This window comes from Phenylobacterium sp., assembly GCF_004299445.1.
Classification (GTDB): domain Bacteria; phylum Pseudomonadota; class Alphaproteobacteria; order Caulobacterales; family Caulobacteraceae; genus Phenylobacterium.
The window spans coordinates 1-16,845 of the sequence record NZ_SCTC01000081.1 but is presented as its reverse complement, the minus strand read 5'-3'; the positions used below and the strand labels follow the sequence as shown (position 1 = coordinate 16,845).

The 16,845-nt window shown below is 70.7% G+C and carries 16 protein-coding genes; 12 read left to right on the top strand and 4 right to left on the bottom strand.

From position 1 onward, the window contains the following. Window positions 1–4 precede the first annotated feature (4 nt). Window positions 5–550: a GNAT family N-acetyltransferase gene (locus EPN98_RS22905; protein ID WP_293365257.1), complete on the bottom strand. Its 546-nt coding sequence runs from the start codon at window positions 548–550 to the stop codon at window positions 5–7. A 194-nt stretch (window positions 551–744) separates the two neighbouring features. Here EPN98_RS22905 and mutS point away from each other — a divergent pair, with 194 nt between their 5' ends. From mutS to EPN98_RS22890, 3 genes are all read left to right on the top strand, one after another. Then, the gene (gene mutS / locus EPN98_RS22900) at window positions 745–3,435 is read left to right on the top strand and encodes a DNA mismatch repair protein MutS (RefSeq protein WP_293365289.1); all 2,691 of its coding nucleotides are present in this window, start codon (window positions 745–747) and stop codon (window positions 3,433–3,435) included. Between the two features lie 318 nt (window positions 3,436–3,753). Then, window positions 3,754–4,350: an HAD-IA family hydrolase gene (locus EPN98_RS22895; RefSeq protein ID WP_293365256.1), complete on the top strand. Its 597-nt coding sequence runs from the start codon at window positions 3,754–3,756 to the stop codon at window positions 4,348–4,350. Window positions 4,351–4,378: 28 nt separating this feature from the next. Then, entirely contained in the window at window positions 4,379–4,927 is a 549-nt protein-coding gene (locus tag EPN98_RS22890; protein ID WP_293365255.1) for a hypothetical protein, read from the top strand. A 6-nt stretch (window positions 4,928–4,933) separates the two neighbouring features. On the opposite strand, the gene EPN98_RS22885 is transcribed toward EPN98_RS22890, so the two are convergent. Further along, window positions 4,934–5,284: a hypothetical protein gene (locus EPN98_RS22885; protein ID WP_293365254.1), complete on the bottom strand. Its 351-nt coding sequence runs from the start codon at window positions 5,282–5,284 to the stop codon at window positions 4,934–4,936. 129 nt (window positions 5,285–5,413) lie between these two features. Here EPN98_RS22885 and EPN98_RS22880 point away from each other — a divergent pair, with 129 nt between their 5' ends. Continuing rightward, the gene (locus tag EPN98_RS22880) at window positions 5,414–8,233 is read left to right on the top strand and encodes a [protein-PII] uridylyltransferase (protein ID WP_293365253.1); all 2,820 of its coding nucleotides are present in this window, start codon (window positions 5,414–5,416) and stop codon (window positions 8,231–8,233) included. Here the strand turns inward: EPN98_RS22880 and EPN98_RS22875 are convergent. Then, window positions 8,230–8,883 carry a sulfotransferase family protein gene (locus tag EPN98_RS22875; protein ID WP_193975123.1) on the bottom strand — a complete coding sequence of 218 codons (654 nt, stop codon included), beginning with the start codon at window positions 8,881–8,883 and terminating at the stop codon, window positions 8,230–8,232. The two genes, EPN98_RS22880 and EPN98_RS22875, sit on opposite strands and share 4 nt — an antisense overlap. A 31-nt stretch (window positions 8,884–8,914) precedes the next feature. After that, window positions 8,915–10,330: a class I adenylate-forming enzyme family protein gene (locus tag EPN98_RS22870; protein WP_293365252.1), complete on the bottom strand. Its 1,416-nt coding sequence runs from the start codon at window positions 10,328–10,330 to the stop codon at window positions 8,915–8,917. A gap of 122 nt (window positions 10,331–10,452) precedes the next feature. Between EPN98_RS22870 and murJ the strand changes: the two genes are divergently transcribed. The 8 genes from murJ to EPN98_RS22830 form a co-directional block, all read left to right on the top strand. Next, a complete protein-coding gene (gene murJ / locus EPN98_RS22865) occupies window positions 10,453–12,081 on the top strand; it encodes a murein biosynthesis integral membrane protein MurJ (RefSeq protein WP_293365251.1) in 1,629 nt (542 codons plus the stop codon). Between the two features lie 123 nt (window positions 12,082–12,204). Beyond that, window positions 12,205–13,239 (top strand): tryptophan--tRNA ligase, encoded by a 1,035-nt coding sequence (gene trpS / locus EPN98_RS22860; RefSeq protein WP_293365250.1) that lies wholly within the window; start codon window positions 12,205–12,207, stop codon window positions 13,237–13,239. A gap of 15 nt (window positions 13,240–13,254) precedes the next feature. Further along, entirely contained in the window at window positions 13,255–13,731 is a 477-nt protein-coding gene (locus EPN98_RS22855) for a universal stress protein (RefSeq protein WP_293365249.1), read from the top strand. A 59-nt stretch (window positions 13,732–13,790) separates the two neighbouring features. Further along, the gene (locus EPN98_RS22850; RefSeq protein ID WP_293365248.1) at window positions 13,791–14,360 is read left to right on the top strand and encodes a NifU family protein; all 570 of its coding nucleotides are present in this window, start codon (window positions 13,791–13,793) and stop codon (window positions 14,358–14,360) included. Between the two features lie 30 nt (window positions 14,361–14,390). Next, window positions 14,391–15,032 (top strand): tRNA (adenosine(37)-N6)-threonylcarbamoyltransferase complex dimerization subunit type 1 TsaB, encoded by a 642-nt coding sequence (gene tsaB, locus EPN98_RS22845; protein WP_293365247.1) that lies wholly within the window; start codon window positions 14,391–14,393, stop codon window positions 15,030–15,032. After that, window positions 15,029–15,484: a GNAT family N-acetyltransferase gene (locus EPN98_RS22840; protein WP_293365246.1), complete on the top strand. Its 456-nt coding sequence runs from the start codon at window positions 15,029–15,031 to the stop codon at window positions 15,482–15,484. Before tsaB ends, EPN98_RS22840 begins: the two co-directional genes overlap by 4 nt. 71 nt (window positions 15,485–15,555) lie before the next feature. Then, a complete protein-coding gene (locus tag EPN98_RS22835; RefSeq protein ID WP_293365288.1) occupies window positions 15,556–15,927 on the top strand; it encodes a Fur family transcriptional regulator in 372 nt (123 codons plus the stop codon). A 54-nt stretch (window positions 15,928–15,981) separates the two neighbouring features. After that, a partial coding sequence (locus tag EPN98_RS22830) for a MiaB/RimO family radical SAM methylthiotransferase (RefSeq protein ID WP_293365245.1) occupies window positions 15,982–16,845 on the top strand: 864 nt, incomplete at its 3' end.

Below are 16,845 nucleotides of genomic sequence, written 5' to 3'. Positions count from 1 at the left end.
ATCGCTAGAACAGCGTCTCAATCTCGGGCCACCTGTACGCCACTTCCCAATAGGCGCCGCCGCCGGGGCCAGGCTCCTGGCGGGCGGGCTCCGCCTCGCCGCCCAGGTGCTCGTAGAACCGCCGCGCGGGCGTGTTGTCGCGCAGCACCGAGATCACCAGCGACCGGGCGCCGTGCTCGGCCAGCGCCCGGGCCGCGTCCCGCAACAGCCGGCCGCCCAGGCCGCGGCCCTGCGCGGCGCGCACAACGTACAGCGTGGCGATCTCGGCCTCGCCTGGCGCGCCCCGCCGCGACGGCCCGCCCTGGGCGTAGCCCACGATGCCCCAGCGATCGGCCGCGGCCAGGGTGACGTCATCGGGACCGGGCCTCAGCAGCTGATGGGCGAACCGCCGCGCGTGGGCCGTCTCGGACATCCGCGCCAGGTAGGCGTCGGGAAGGAGGCCGCGGTAGGTCTCTCGCCAGGATGTGACGTGCGCGTACGCCAGGGCCTCGGCGTCGGCCGGGCCGGCGGGGAAGACCACGAAACGCGAATCAACGCTGCCGTAAGCCATCTATCCACAGCTTGGGCCTCGCACGGCGCGGTTCAAGGGGGTGCGGGACTCGGTCGCGTCCTCTAGCGTCGTGGCGCGAGCAGCGCCCCCTCCATCATGTCGCTCCAGTTCCTCACCCGCTTGCGGGGGAGGGGGACCACGAAGTGGTGGAGGGGGCGTTGACCCTGTCGAATCGAATGACACTCAACAGCCCGATGAACGCCCAGGTCTCCGCCCCAACGCCCGACGCCGCCGGCGCCACGCCGGTGATGGCCCAGTACTTCGAGGCCAAGGCGCGCCAGCCCGACGCGCTGGTGTTCTTCCGCATGGGCGACTTCTACGAACTGTTCTTCGAGGACGCCCAGAAGGCCGCCGCGACCCTTGGCATCACGCTGACCGCACGCGGCCAGCACGGCGGCGCGCCGATCCCCATGGCCGGCGTCCCGGCGCACGCCATGGAGGCCTATCTCGCCAAGCTGATCCGGGCGGGCTTCAAGGTCGCCGTCTGCGACCAGCTGGAAGACGCGGCCGAGGCGAAGAAGCGCGGCCACAAGGCGGTGGTCCGCCGCGAGGTCACCCGCGTGGTGACGCCCGGCACGCTCACCGAGGACGGGCTGCTGGACGCCAGAGGCGCCAACCGCCTGGCCGCCGTCTCCGTCCGCGCGGGCGGCGCGGCTGTGGCCAGCGTCGAGCTCTCCACCGGCGAGGTCGAGTGCCTGGCTGTCACGGTGTCCGGACTGGCCTCGACCCTGGCCGCCCTGGGGCCCTCCGAGGTGCTGGTCCCCGACCGCCTGTTCGCCGACGAGGCGGTCAGCGCGGCGCTGAAGCAGGCCGGCGGCTTCATCCAGCCGATGCCCAGCGCGCTCGCCGAACCCGGCGCGTCCGAGACCCGGCTGAAGCGCCTCTACGGCGTCGACACCCTCGACGGCTTCGGCCCGCTGTCGGGCGCCGAGATCTCGGCCCTGGGCCTCATCGCGGCCCACCTGGAGACCACCCAGGCCGGGCGGCTGCCCGCCCTCTCGGCGCCGCGCCGGGCCGGCGAGAGCGACGTCATGGTCATCGACCCGGCGACGCGGGCCAGCCTGGAGATCGAGAAGTCGACGTCGGGAACCCGCGACGGTTCGCTGCTGGCCGCCATCGACCGCACGGTCACCGCGCCAGGCGCGCGCATGCTGGCGGCGCGTCTGGCGCGGCCGCTGCTGGACCCGGCGGCGATCGACGTGCGCCTGGACGCCGTCGCCTGGTTCGTCGGCCACCGCGCCCAGCGGCAGAAGCTGCGCGAGACCCTGAAGGGGCTGCCCGACATGGCGCGCGGCCTGTCGCGCCTGGCCCTGGGCAGGGGCGGGCCGCGCGACCTGGGCGCCCTGCGCGACGGTCTCACCGCCGGCGGCGCCGTCTGCCGCCTGTTCGCCGAACTGCGCGACCCGCTGGTGACCCTGCCCACTGAGACTGCCCAGGCGCTGTCGGCCCTCCACCTTGAGAGTGTCCCCGACCTCGCCAGCTTCCTGGAGCTGATGGTCGACGGCCTGGGTCCCGACCTGCCCGCGCTGGCCCGCGACGGCGGCTTCGTGGCCCCCGGCGTGCGGCCCGAACTGGACCAGGCCCGCGCCCTGCGCGACGACAGCCGCCGCGTCATCGCCGCCCTGGAGGCCCAGCTGGTCGCCGACAGCGGCGTGACGCTCAAGGTCCGCCACAACGCCGTGCTGGGCTACTTCGTCGAGGCTACGGCCAAGGCCGCCGAGCCGCTCCTGAAGCCGCCTCTCAACGCTGCGTTCATCCACCGCCAGACCATGGCCAACCAGGTGCGCTTCACCACCGTGGAACTGGCCGAGCTGGACGCGAAGATCGCCCAGGCGGCCGAGCGGGCGCTGGCCATCGAGCTCGACACCTTCGAAGCCTGGCGCGAGGCCGCGACCCGGGTGGCCCCGCTGATCCAGGCCGCCGCCCACGCCGCCGCCACCCTGGACGTCGCCGCGGCCCTCGCCGAATGGGCCGACGACGTCGGCGCGACCCGCCCGATCCTCGACCGCTCCACCGCCTTCGAGGCCGAGGCCGCGCGACATCCGGTGGTCGAGAACGCCGTGCGCCGGGCGGGCGACGCCTTCACGCCCAACGACTGCCGCCTGGACGGCGCGGGCGTCGGGGGCCCGCGCCTCAGCCTCGTGACCGGCCCGAACATGGCCGGTAAGTCCACCTTCCTGCGCCAGAACGCGCTGCTGGCCGTGCTGGCGCAGTCCGGCTGCTTCGTGCCGGCGAAACGCCTGCGCCTCGGCGTCGTCGACCGCCTGTTCAGCCGCGTCGGCGCCGGCGACGACCTGGCCCGCGGCCGCTCCACCTTCATGATGGAGATGGTCGAGACCGCCGCAATCCTCAGCCAGGCTACGCCCCGCAGCCTGGTGATCCTGGACGAAATCGGCCGCGGCACCGCCACCTACGACGGCCTCGCCATCGCCTGGGCCTGCGCCGAGGCCCTGCACGAGACCAACCGCTGCCGGGCGCTGTTCGCGACCCACTACCATGAGCTCGCGGTCCTTGAGGGCCGCCTGCCCTACGTCTCCAACCTCAGCCTCAAGGCCAAGGAGTGGAACGGCGAGCTGATCTTCCTGCACGAAGCCGGGCCGGGCCCCGCCGACCGCAGCTACGGCGTGCAGGTGGCCAAGCTGGCCGGCGTGCCGATGCCGGTGGTGGCCCGCGCGAAACAGGTCCTCGAACGCCTCGAGAAGGAATCCGCCGGCCCCGCCAACCTCGACGACCTCCCCCTCTTCGCCGCCGTCGCCGAGCCGGAAGCCAAGTTCGGGCCCAGCAAGGTCGAGGAGGCGCTGCAGGTCCTCGACGTCGACGGCATGAGCCCCCGCGAGGCGATGGACGCGCTGTATCGGCTCAAGGGGCTGATGGGCGGGGCGTAGAGTTCGCACCCTTCCTTTCCCACGCAGTGGGAGAGGGGGACCGTCGGCCGACCCCGGCGAAAGCCGGGGGTAGAGCCGATGGTGGAGAGGGCAGGCTACAAGCTCTGTGGTTTGACCGGGCTGCTCTGAATTCAGGGGATGAGGCTCGCCCTCTCCACCACCCGCTCTACGGCCTTCGGCCTCGGCGTGCGGTCCCCCTCTCCCACTGCGTGGGAAAGGCAGGGGGCCGGTCCTTGACTGACTTTGAGAGGCAGGCTCGCATCCCCCCATGAGATCCATGGACGCCCCTCACCTGACGGTGCTCGCTTGAAAGCCCTCATGGTCGACGTCGACGGCGTCGTGGTGATTCCGCGCCCCGGCGGCTGGGCCGTCGACATGGAGCGCGACCTCGGCCTCTCCGTCGCCACCCTCCAGGCCCGCTTCTTCGCGCCGCATTGGGACGACATCTCCAACGGCCGCGCCGCCCTGCATGACCGCCTCGCCCCGGTCCTGGCCGAGATCGCGCCGCACCTGACCAGCCAGGCCCTCGCGGACTACTGGTTCGCCAAGGACGCCCAGCTCGACGACACGCTGCTGGCCGACCTCGCCGCCCTGCGCGCCACCGGCGTCCAGCTCCACCTCGCCACCGTCCAGGAGCACCGGCGCGCCGCCTACCTCTGGAACACCCTGGGCCTGCGCGACCGGTTCGACGCTATCCACTATTCCGCCGACGTGGGCTGCGGAAAGCCCGACCCGGCGTTCTTCGCCGCCGTTGAAGCCCGCACCGGCTTCCACGCCGTGGACCTCACCCTGATCGACGACAAGCCGTCCAACGTCGAGGCCGCGCGCGCCGCCGGTTGGGGCGGGGTGCTGTGGGACGGGACGCAGCAGTTGGCCGACGTGCTGTCACGCTCGGCCTCTTCCGACCGCTTTTGACGTAGGTCCGTGTTTCCCTCGCGGGCGAATGATCGATCCGCTCGCCATCACCGATGAGGAAGCCGAGGGCCTCGCGCGCCTCGCGCAGGCGCAGCTGCGCCTCGCCACCCGCCTGTCCGAGCGCGCCCTGGACGAGCCCGACGTCGACGCCGCCTGCCATCTCGCCCGCGCGTCCGAGCGCGTCGCCCGGGGCTACCGCCAATCGCTCCTGCTCAAGTCGCGCCTGAAGCGCGACCGCGACGCCGGCGCCCGCGAGGCCGCCGCCGCCCCGGGGGGTCGGACCGTCCACGAGCAATCGCAGATCAATCAGCGCATTCGCGAGGTCTATGCCGCCGTCGATCGCGTGATCGCCGAGCACGCCGAGGCGCTGGACGATGAAGAGGTCGACGACATGCGCACCTTCCTCCTCGCCACGCTTGAGGACGAGAGCCAGGATCACGGCTTCCTCGACGAGCCCATCGAGGCGCACATCGTCCGCATGCGCGAGATGTTCGTCGATCTGCCGCCGTCTGGGGGCTCGCCGGATTCCGACGAGACCGAGGACGAGGCAGAGGCCCAGCCGACCGACTCCTCCTAGCTCTGCCTAAGGCTGGCGGCCCTTGCGCCGCCTGCGCTTCACCACGGTCACCGAGAACGCCTGACGCCCGCCGGCCTTGAGCCGCTTGCGGGCCTGATCCGCCACGCCCGATCGTCCCGTGCTCGCCGCCGTGGCGGTGGTCACCGGCGCCTTCGCCTTCGCCGGCGCCAGGCCGTGGCGCTTCCTGGCCCGCTCATCCTGCTCGGCCAGCTCGGCGCGGCTCTGGGCGGTGCGGGCGGTGAGATCCTTGATCAGCGCCTTGCCCTTGCGCGTGCGCCCGGTGAGCGAGGGCGAGACATAGCGGTTGGCGTTCCAGCCGACAGAGGTCGAGCCGCCGCGATACGATCCTCTGCTCATGACCACGCCACTCGAACGCACACCGGGCCAAAACACTTACCGGGGCCGGAGCCCTTAGCGGTACGATCCGCGCCGGAAAAGCGCGAACCACCTGCGTCCGTTAACGATCCGTCCTATATGCGTGGCCCGATGTCCGCCCGCCTCAAGCCCACCCGCCTGGAATACGTCGTCGACGGCGTGAAGCTGCGCTCGCAGCTGTCGGCCGCCGCGTTGGAGAATCTGGGCGACGAGGCCGCCCAGCGGAAGGCGGCGCTGGATGTGCTCAAGGCGGCCCTGTTCCGCGGCCGGATGATCGCCAAGGAGCGCCTGGAGAACGGCGCGGGCGGCATCGAAACGGCCCGCCTGCTCTCGGGCGTCACCGACGAGGTGGTCTCGGCGCTCTACGATTTCACCACCGTGCACGTGTTCCGCGCCCGCAACCCCACCGAGGGCGAGCGTCTGGCGCTGATGGCGGTGGGCGGCTACGGCCGCGGCACGCTTGCCCCCTATTCCGACCTCGATCTCCTGTTCCTGCGTCCCTACAAGCAGACCGCCCACGCCGAGAGCGTGATCGAGTACATGCTCTACGCCCTGTGGGACCTGGGCTTCAAAGTGGGCCACGCCTCGCGGACCATCGAGGAGTGCATCAAGCTCTCTCGCGAGGACTTCACGATCCGCACCTCGATCCTCGAGGCCCGGCGCCTGACCGGCGACGAGAAGCTGGCGGACGAGCTGATCAAGCGTTTCCGCGGCGAAGTGGTGAAGGGCACGGGCGCCGAGTTCGTGGCCGCCAAGCTCAAGGAGCGTGACGAGCGCCACGCCCGCGCCGGCGCCAGCCGCTACATGGTCGAGCCGAACGTGAAAGAGGGGAAAGGCGGTCTCCGCGACCTCAACACCCTCTTCTGGATCGCCCAGTACCTGCACCCCGGAGAGAGCCTCGAGCGCGTCATGCAGCTCGAGATGTTCGACCGGCGCGAAATCCGCTCGTTCATCGTGGCCTTCGACTTCCTGTGGGCCACCCGCTGCCAGCTGCACTTCGCTACGGGCCGGCCTGAGGAGCGCCTGTCGTTCGACCTGCAGCCTGAGATCGCCCGGCGCATGGGCTACGGCGACCGCGGCGACGCGCCGGCCGTCGAGCGGTTCATGCGGCGCTACTTCCTCATCGCCAAGGACGTGGGCGCGCTGACACGCGTGTTCGCCGCCAAGCTGGAAGCCGACCGCGTCAAGATCGCGCCCAAGGGCATCAGCCGGTTCATCCCGGGCCGCAGCGTGAAGCGCAAGCCGCTGGCCGAGCCGGGCTTCCACGAGATCGGCGGCCGCCTCGACGTCGACGCCGACATCTTCGAGAGCGACCCGGTCAACCTGCTGCGGCTGTTCCGGATCGCAGACCAGCGGAACCTGGATCTGCACCCCGACGCCTTCACCGCCGCGTCGCGCTCGATGAACCTGATCACCTCGGCGGTGCGGCGCGACCGCCACGCGGCCAAGGTGTTCCTGGATATCCTGGCCCGCGGGCGCGATCCGCGCACGACGCTGACCCTGATGACCGAGGCCGGCGTCCTGGGCCGCTACCTGCCCGAGTTCGGGCGGATCGTGGCCCAGATGCAGTTCAACATGTACCACTCGTACACCGTGGACGAGCACACGCTGCGGGCCGTGGGCGTGATCGCCGACATCGCCGCCGGGCGCCTGCCCGACGACCATCCGCTGGCCACCCAGATCATGCCGCTGATCGCCGATCGCGAGGCGCTGTTCCTGGCTATGCTGCTGCACGACACCGGCAAGGGCGGGGCCGGCGGCCAGGAGGTGGCCGGCGCGCGCGCGGCGCGGCAGGCCTGCGAGCGCCTGGGCCTCGAGCGCTCGAAGATCGAACTGGTCGCCTGGCTGGTCGAGCACCACCTGGTGATGAGCGACTACGCCCAGAAGCGCGACGTCTCGGATCCGCGCACCGTCGCCGACTTCGCCCGCATCGTGCAGAGCCCCGAGCGCCTGCGCCTGCTGCTGGTGCTGACCGTGGCCGACATCCGCGCCGTGGGCCCGGGGGTCTGGAACGGCTGGAAGGGACAGCTGCTGCGCGAGCTGTACAGCGCCACCGAGGCCGTGTTCCGCGGCGGCCGGGGCTCGGACGCCGCGGCGGCGCTACGCCGCTACCAGGAGAACGCCGCCTACGACGCCCGCGTGCGCCTGGCGAAGGCCGACGCCGGCGCCGAGCCCTGGGGCGACGCGATGGAGGACGCCTACTTCACGGCCTTCACCGACGACGAGGTGCTGACCCACGCCCGCCTGGCCCTGGCCGCGTCCGGCGGTCCCGGCAGCGCCGCCGAAGGGCGCGTGCGGCGCGACCTCAACGCCTCCGAAGTCGTCGTCGCCGCCGCCGACCGCCCGCGCCTGTTCGTGGACCTGGCCGAGGCCATCACCGGCGCCGGCGCCAATGTGGTGGGCGCCCGGGTGTTCACCTCGCGGGGCGGCCAGGCGCTGGACGTGTTCTATGTGCAGGACGTGACGGGCGCGCCGTTCGGCGCCAACGACGACCGCGCCCTGGACCGGCTGGCCAAGGCCCTGGCCAGCGCCGCCCGCGGCGAGCCGGTGATCCGGGAGCGCCGCCGCCAGGATCTGGGCCGGGCCGCCGCCTTCGCCATCACCCCTGCGGTGATGCTGGACAACGAGGCCTCGGAAATGTCGACGGTGGTCGAGGCCTCGGGGCGCGACCGCCCCGGCCTGCTGGCGGGCCTGGCCCGCACCCTGTCGGACGCCGGTCTGCTCATCACCTCGGCCCACATCGACGGCTACGGCGAGCGCGCGGTCGACTGCTTCTACGTGGTCGACGCCGAGGGCCAGAAGGTCACCGACGCGCGCAAGGGCAACGCCCTCAAGGCCGCGCTGCTGGCCACCCTCAGCGACAGCGACGCCGATTCCACCGGCGGCCGGCGCGGCAACCTGCAGCGCGCCCGCGCCAGCGTGGCGCGCTAGCGGCGCTCAAGGTTCGCGCGGACCTTTTCCGTGTCGATCGCCGATCCGCCCGACGCCACCCGCGCCTGGAACTCCTGGGTGGAGTTCTCGCGAGGATAGGGGGTGGCGGGGACGTCGACGCCCAGGAAGGCGCACAGCGGCGCCCAGCCTTCCTTCACATCGAAGATCAGAAGGCGCTCGGGCGGGACCGAGGCGACGACGCGCTCGGTATGGCGTCGGAAGAAGTCGGTCATGAAGCCCCGGTCGTGCATGTCGCCGCCGTACCAGGCATAGATCTGATCGAAGAAGGCCCGCATCGGCGTGCCCTCGGGCGGGGCGGGGCGGTCCGGGTTGAAGATCGTGGCCTGGGTGGAGTCGAACCACTTGTCCGGGTCGCGGACGGTGTGCAGCACCTTGGCGTCGGGATAGTGCGCCGCCAGCTCCCGCCAGTAGGCGCAGCCCGGATGGTCGACCATCGCGTCATAGCCGCCGAAGATGGCGTCCCAGTCGGGCCTGCCGTTCCCCGCATCGACGAAGAGCTGCACCTGGGCCGGGTTCATGAACACCTCGACCATGTGGTGGCAGGGCGCGAAGCCCAGCTGTTCCAGCGCCAGCTTGGTCGAGAGCGTGCCCGTGCGGCCCAGCCCCGATCCGATCACCTTCAACGCCATGCCGCTTCCCCCGCCCTTGTTGTTCTGAACCCTAGCGGTGGATCCCCAGCGCGGCCACGGTCTCTTCGCGCAGCCGCCGCCGCTGGATCTTGCCCATGGCGTTGCGCGGGATCGATTCCGTCCACGCGAAGCGAGGCGTCGGCATGGCCGGGTGGGCGGCGACATGCTCGGCCAGTCCCTGTCGATCGAGGCCGGAATCCGCCACGATAGCCAGCCAGCACGTGTCCATGCCCTGGGCGTCCGGCGCGGCATAGGCCGCCGCGTCGCGGACACCGGGGTAGGCCAGCGCCACCTCCTCCAGCAGGTCGGGCAGGAATTTCATGCCGCCCAGGTCCATCCGGTCGTCCATACGGCCATCGACCATCAGCAGACCGTCGGCGGACAGACGGCCGACGTCGCCGGGATAGAACGCCCCGTCACGGAACGCGGCTGCGGTGGCCTTGGGGTCGTCGAGGTAGCCCACGGCCTCGCGGTCGCTGATGATCCGCACCTCGCCCTGCTGGCCTGGTGGCGCGGGTTGGCCTGCGTCGTCCACCACCTCCACCCGCACGCCCGGAACGGCATAGCCGGCGCATCCGGGGTGCTCCTCCAGCCAGGCGCCGTCGGCCATCGTGGCGCTGCCGGTCTCGGCCGCGCCATAGCTGATCAGAATCTCGGACGCGAGCCGCAGCCGGGTCTCGCGCGCCACGGCCGCCGGCAGGACGCCGCCGGTGCTGACGATCCGCAGGCCGGGCTGCACGCCCAGTCCCGGCGGCAGACTGGACAGCAGGTGGCGCAGGAAAATCGGCGTCAGGCCTACGATCGATGGCCGCAGCGCCTCGAGGCTGAGCGCCAGCTCGGCGGCGGTGTAGTCGGCGACCAGGGCGGAGCCCTGGCTCCACGCGGCCAGCGTCATGGCCTGTCCGAGCCCGGTGTCCATGCCGGTCAGGCAGACCCAGCGGCCTGGCTTGCCCGCGCAATAGGTCAGCGCACAGGTCCGGGTGTTGTCCTCCAGCATCCGCCAGGTGCGCGGCACACGCCGTGCGGTGCGGGTAGTGCCTGACGACAGCATGACACGGCCCAGCGCGTTCGGATCGCAGCGGACCGGCGTCACAGGACGAGGCTCGGCGCGGAAGGTCGCTTCTATCCAGGCCGGCGAGAGAGGAAGCTGGCGCGCCTCGCCGGCTTCGCCGACGACCAGCTGCAGGTCGGGCGAGGGGTCGTCGAACGGCGAGGAGACGACGCCCAGCCGAGCGAGGGCCAAAAAGACCACGTGGGTCAGGTAGTCGTTGGCGATGCGGATCGAGACCACGCCCCGCTCGCGTCGGACCCCCAAATCCGCGAGTCCTGCGGCGAAGCGATCGACGTCCGCGTCCAGCTCGGCGTAGGTCGCCCAGCGCTGCGGTGTGATCAGAGCATAGGCCGTGGGCCGCAGCCTGGCCTGGAACGCGACGTAGGCGTCGAACATCCGGAGTGGGTCCTCGGGAGGAGTTCCGGAAGCCTACCGCGCCTGCGCCAAGAATCCACACGCGCCGGGTGCGCCCAGTCGCTAGGTTGACGCCGCTTTCGACGCAGCCTCCAAGGGCCCCTGTGACCGAGACCGCCAAGACTCCCGCCAAGACATCGGGCGGACTGCTGCGCTCCAGCGCCATCTTCTCGGGCCTGACCCTGGTCAGCCGGTTCATGGGCTTTGCGCGCGACCTGGTGGTGACCGCGCGCCTGGGGGCCAGCCAGACCATCGCCGCCGACGCCTACTATACCGCCCTGGCGTTCCCGAACCTGTTCCGGCGCATCTTCGCCGAGGGCGCCTTCGCGGCGGCCTTCGTGCCCACCTATTCGCGCAAGCTGGCCGATGACGAAGCCGGCGCCGACCATTTCGCGGCCGATGCGGCGGCGACCGTGGCCGCGGCGACGGTCGGGGTGATGCTGGCCGCGCAGCTGGCGATGCCGTGGCTGATGTACCTGATCAATCCCGGCTACGCGGACGAACCGGAGAAGTTCCGCCTCGCCTGGATGCTGACCCAGCTGACCATGCCCTACCTGCCGTGCATGGCGCTGGCGGCCCTGTTCTCCGGCGTTCTCAACGCGCGGGGCAAGTTCATCATCTCGGCGGCCTATCCCACGATCCTCAACATCGTGATGCTGCTGATCGTCCTGCCGCAGAAGGACCCGGTCCAGGCGGCCTGGTGGGCCTCGGGCGGCGTGGCGATCGCCGGCCTGGGCCAGGCCTGGATCTGCTGGTGGGGCGCCCGCAAGAGCGGCGCGCGCATCGGTGCGGTCCGGCCCCGGTGGACGCCCGAGATGAAGGCCCTGGTCACCCTGGCCATCCCCGCCGCCATCGCCAACAGCGCCACCCAGATCAACATCTTCATCTCGGGCATCCTCGCCTCGCAGATCGCCGGGATGCGCGTCTGGATGAACGTGGCCGACCGCCTCTACCAGCTGCCCATGAGCCTGGTCGGCGTGGCCATCGGCGTGGCCCTGCTGCCCCGTCTGAGCCAGGCGCTGCAGAAGGACGATCACGACGACGCCCAGGCCGCCATGGACCAGGGGATCGTCTTCGCTCTGGCGCTCAGCCTGCCGGCGGCGGCGGCCCTGATGGCGCTTCCGGTCTACCTGATCGACGCCCTGTTCACGCGCGACCAGTTCACGCCGGCCGATGCGCTGGCGACCGGCCAGCTGTTGTTCCACTACGGCTGGGGCGTGCCGGCCTTCGTGTTGCTGCGGATCCTCCAGCCCGCCTTCTTCGCGCGACAGGACACTAAGACGCCGATGCGATTCTCGCTGATCTCGGTGGCGGTGAACATCGCCCTCGGCGTCGCCCTGTTCTTCGCCATCGGCTTCCAGGGCGTGGCCATCGCCACCTCGGTGGCTGCCTGGATCAGCGTGCTGCAGATGTGGTTCTCGCTGGCGCGGACCGGGGTCTGGAAGCCGTCCGCCCGCGCCGCCTTCAAGATCACCCGCGTGGCCATCGCCAGCGCCCTGCTGGGCGCGGTGATGTTCGCCGCCAACCTGTTCCGCGCCGAGATCGAGGGCGCGATCGGAACGGTGATGTCGCACGGCGTGAAGGAGATCTCGATTGTCCTGATCTGCACGATCGGGCTGGGTCTCTATCCGGTGCTGCTGTTCGCCTCGGGCGGCGTCACCGTCGCCGAATTCAAGGCCGCGCTCAGGCGGCGTCGCGGCGACCCGGCGCCGACAGCGGCCGACTTGTCGTAGGCGACCCGGCGGGTTATTTCCCCGCCATGGCTTTCGAACGCACCACTTGGCGATGGCGCTGATCGCGCACCCGTGAAAACCGGGCCTTGCGCCCACGTGCCTGTTCCCTAGAGAAGCCATCCCATGACCGAACAAGCTCCTGCCGCCTACGCGGGCCCTGAACGCGTGCTGTCGGGCGTCCAGCCCACCGGCGACCTGCATCTGGGCAACTATCTCGGCGCCCTGGTGAAGTTCGCCCGGCTGCAGCACGAGATCCCGACCTTCATCTTCGTCGCCGACATGCACGCCATCACGGTGTGGCAGGAACCGGCGAAGCTGAAGCAGCAGGTTCGGGAGATCGCCGCCGCCTACCTGGCCACCGGCCTCGATCCCAAGGTCGCCACCATCTTCGCGCAGTCAGCCGTGCCCGAGCACGCCGAGCTGGCCTGGGTGTTCAACTGCGTCGCCCGGCTGGGCTGGCTGGACCGGATGACCCAGTTCAAGGACAAGGCGGGCAAGCACAAGGAGCGCGAGAGCATCGGGCTCTACACCTATCCCGTGCTCCAAGCGGCCGACATCCTGGTCTACAAGGCCACCAAGGTGCCGGTTGGCGACGACCAGAAGCAGCATCTGGAGCTGACCCGCGACATCGCCCAGAAGTTCAACAACGACTTCGGCGCGCCGGGCTTCTTCCCGCTGCCCGAGGCTCTGACCCAGGGCCCCGGAGCCCGGGTGATGAGCCTGCGCGACGGGACGGCCAAGATGAGCAAGTCCGATCCGTCGGACAACTCGCGGATCAACCTGACCGATGACGCCGACGCCATCGCGCAGAAGATCCGCAAGGCGCGCACCGACCCGGATCCGTTGCCGGAGACGGCCGAGGGGCTGGAAGGCCGCGCCGAGGCCCGGAACCTGGTGGCGATCTACGCGGCGCTGTCCGGCGCGACCGAAGCCGCCGTGCTGGCGGAGTACGCCGGACAGGGCTTCGGCGTGTTCAAGCCGAAGCTGGCGGACCTGGCGGTGTCGGTGATGGGCCCGATCGGCGGCGAGATGCGCCGGCTGTTGGCCGATCCGGCCGAGATCGACCGCGTCCTGGCCGACGGCGCCGGGCGCGCCCGGGCTCTGGCTGCGCCAACCGTGGCCGAGGTGAAGAAACTGGTAGGCTACTGGGCGGGCTAGGCTAGATTCCGCGCCATGAGCACGCGCCGCAAGTTCCTGGTGGTCGCCGACGACACGCCCGAATACCAGGCGGCGCTGCGTTTCGCGTGCCGCCGCGCGAAGTCGACGGGCGGTTACGTGGCCCTGCTGCACGTGATCCAGCCGGCGGTCTTCGAGCACTGGTCGGGCGTCCGCGAGGAGATCGCCCGCCAACAGCGGCAGGAGGCCGAGACGGCGCTGCAGCTGTCGGCCGAGTATGTCCAGGCCGAGACCGGCCTGCCGCCGGAATTCCTGATCCTCGAGGCCGACTCCACGCGGGCGGCCCTGAAGCGCGTGCTGAGCGAGGACCCGGACATCAAGATCCTGGTGCTGGCGGCCTCGACCGGGCGAGGCGGGCCGGGTCCGCTGGTCAGCGCCATCGGCAAGGACGGCACGCGCTTCGGCAGCCGAAAGGTGCCGGTGACCATCGTTCCCGGCGACCTGACGGACGACGAGATCGCCGAGCTGGCGTAATCCCTCCCGAGGGGGAGGGAGAACTTGCGCTCTGCCCTTCTCAGCGCCACATCTGCCCCATGTTCATCCAGACCGAAGCCACGCCGAATCCGGAAGTCCTCAAGTTCCTGCCGGGCCAGACTGTCCTCGGCGAAGGCACGCGCGACTTCCGCGAGCCCGAGGAAGCCGCCGCCTCGCCGCTGGCGGCAGAACTGTTCGAGATCACTGGCGTGACCCGCGTCTTCTTCGGCCCCGACTTCATCACCGTCGGCAAGCACGCCTCGGTCGACTGGCCGTTGATCAAGGCGCCGATCCTGGCGGCGATCATGGACCACTACACATCGGGCCGTCCGCTGCTGGTGGGCGACAGCGAAGACGCCGGCCACGACGACACGGCCTATGAGGGCGAGACCGCCCAGATCGTGGCCGAGATCAAGGAGCTGCTGGACACCCGCATCCGGCCGGCCGTGGCCCAGGACGGCGGCGACATCCTCTTCAACCGCTTCGACGTGAACACCGGCGTCGTGTGGCTGAACATGCGCGGCGCCTGTTCGGGCTGCCCGTCCTCCTCAGCCACCCTGAAGGCCGGGGTCGAGAACATGTTGAAGCACTACGTCCCCGAAGTGACGGCGGTCGAACAGGCCCTTTAAGCCCGCGACCGAACCGGCTACGCCGCACACATGCTCGTGCTGGGCCTCGACACCTGCCTGAACGCCTGCTCGGTCGCCATCCTGGATGGCGAGCGCGTGCTGGCGCATCGGTCCGAGGCGATGACGCGCGGCCACCAGGAACGGCTGGCGCCGATGGCTGAGGCCGCGATGGCGGACGCAGGCGTGGCCTTCGGCCGCCTGCAGCGCATCGGCGCGACGGTCGGGCCGGGGTCTTTCACTGGTCTGCGCGTGGGCGTGGCGTTCGCCAAGGGCCTCGGATCGGCCCTGTCGATTCCGGTCGTGGGCGTCGGCAGCCTGGAAGCGCTCGCGGCCGAGGCCACGGGCCTGGTCGCCGCCGCCATCGATGCGCGCCGCGACCAGCTCTACCTGCAGGTCTTCGAGGACGGTGAGCCGCTGATGGCGCCCGATGTCCTGCCGATCGGGACGGCCGCGGCGCGGCTGGCCGAGCTGGGCATGGGGCGGGCGCTGACGCTGGTGGGGTCGGGCGCGCCGCTGCTGGCCGAGACCGCGCCCGGCGCGCGCATGCTGACGCCCGAGGGCTGCGACGCCCGCCACGTGGCGCGGCTCGCGGCGCGGAAGGTCGCAGCCCCCATCCGCCCGCTCTACCTGCGCGCGCCCGACGCCAAGCTGCCGGGCGGCCGCGACCCGTGAAGCTGGAGCTTGCCACCCCCGCCGACGCCCCCGCCATGGCCTCGGCTCACGCCCAGGCCTTCGACACGCCCTGGGACGAGATGGACTTCGAAGACCTGCTGGAGGGCGCCGGCATCTTCGGGTTCGTGGCCCGCGACGAAGACCCGGCCGGCGTCCTGGTCTGCCGCACCGTGGCCGGCGAGGCCGAGATCCTCACCGTCGGCGTGGCGCCCTGGGCCCGGCGACGTGGCGTGGGGCTGGCCCTGATGGTCGCCGCTATCGGCGTGGCGCGCGAGGCGGGGGCGGGCGAGATGTTCCTGGAGGTCGATGTCGCCAACGCCGGCGCTGTGGCCCTCTACGAACGCCTGGGTTTCGCGCGTGCGGGTCTGCGCAAAGCCTACTATGACCGCGGCGCCAACGGACGTGCGGACGCGCTCGTGATGCGGCTCGACCTGACAACCAGACCTGACTAGACCTATCGCTACGGAAGACGAGAGAGGCCCCCGTGTCGGACCGCATCGAGAAGCTTTGCCTCGAGAAGAACATGCGCATGACCGAGCAGCGCCGCGTGATCGCGCGTGTGCTGTCGCTGGCCGCCGACCATCCGGACGTCGAGGAACTGCACCGCCGGGCGCACGCCATCGACCCCCACATCTCGATCGCGACGGTCTACCGTACGGTCCGCCTGTTCGAGGAAGCGGGCATCATCGATCGCCTGGACTTCCGTGACGGCCGCTCACGGTACGAAGAGCACACCGACGAACACCACGATCACCTGATCGACATGAAGACGGGCAAGGTCGTCGAGTTTGTCGACGAGGAGATCGAGGCCCTGCAGGTCGAGATCGCCCGCAAGCTGGGCTACAAGCTGGTGGACCACCGGCTCGAGCTCTACGGCGTGCCGATCGAGGAGTAGCCCTGGGCGGGCGGGAAACTTGCGCGAGGGGCTCCGCGTCCCCATAACCCCGCAATGTCCCAGACCGCGCCCGAGAAGCGCCTCTATATCAAGACGTACGGCTGTCAGATGAACGTCTACGACAGCGAGCGCATGGCCGATGTCCTTGCGCCGCTGGGTTATGGGATGACGGACGATCCCACGACGGCCGATCTGGTGGTGCTCAACACCTGCCACATCCGCGAGAAGGCCACCGAGAAGGTCTATTCCGAACTCGGCAAGATTCGTGAGATGCGCGACGAGCGCGTAGCCGGGGGCGGTTCCCGGATGACCATCGCTGTGGCCGGCTGCGTGGCCCAGGCCGAGGGCGAGGAGATTATGCGCCGCCAGCCCGCTGTGGACCTGGTCGTGGGCCCGCAGGCCTATCACCAGCTGCCCGAACTGATCGCGCGCACCCATCGGGCCCGCGGCGAGCGGCTGTCGGCCGACTTCGCGCCGGATGAGAAGTTCGATGCCCTGACCGCCGAGCGTCGGCCAACCGGTGTCTCCGCCTTCCTCACCGTGCAGGAAGGCTGCGACAAGTTCTGCACGTTCTGCGTCGTGCCCTACACCCGCGGCGGAGAGTGGTCGCGCCCGGCCGCCGATATCGAAGCCGAGGCTCGCAGCCTGGCCGATAAAGGCGTGCGCGAGGTCACCCTGCTGGGGCAGAACGTCAACGCCTATGGCAAGGACCAGGGGAGCGAGGGCGGCCTGGCGTCGCTGGTGAAGCGCTTGGCCGCGATCCCCGGCCTGGACCGCATCCGCTACACCACCAGTCACCCGCGCGACATGGACGACGCCCTGATCGCCGCCCACGGAGAGGTGCCCGAGCTGATGCCCTACCTGCACCTGCCGGTGCAGGCTGGATCGGACAAGATCCTGAAGGCGATGAACCGCGCG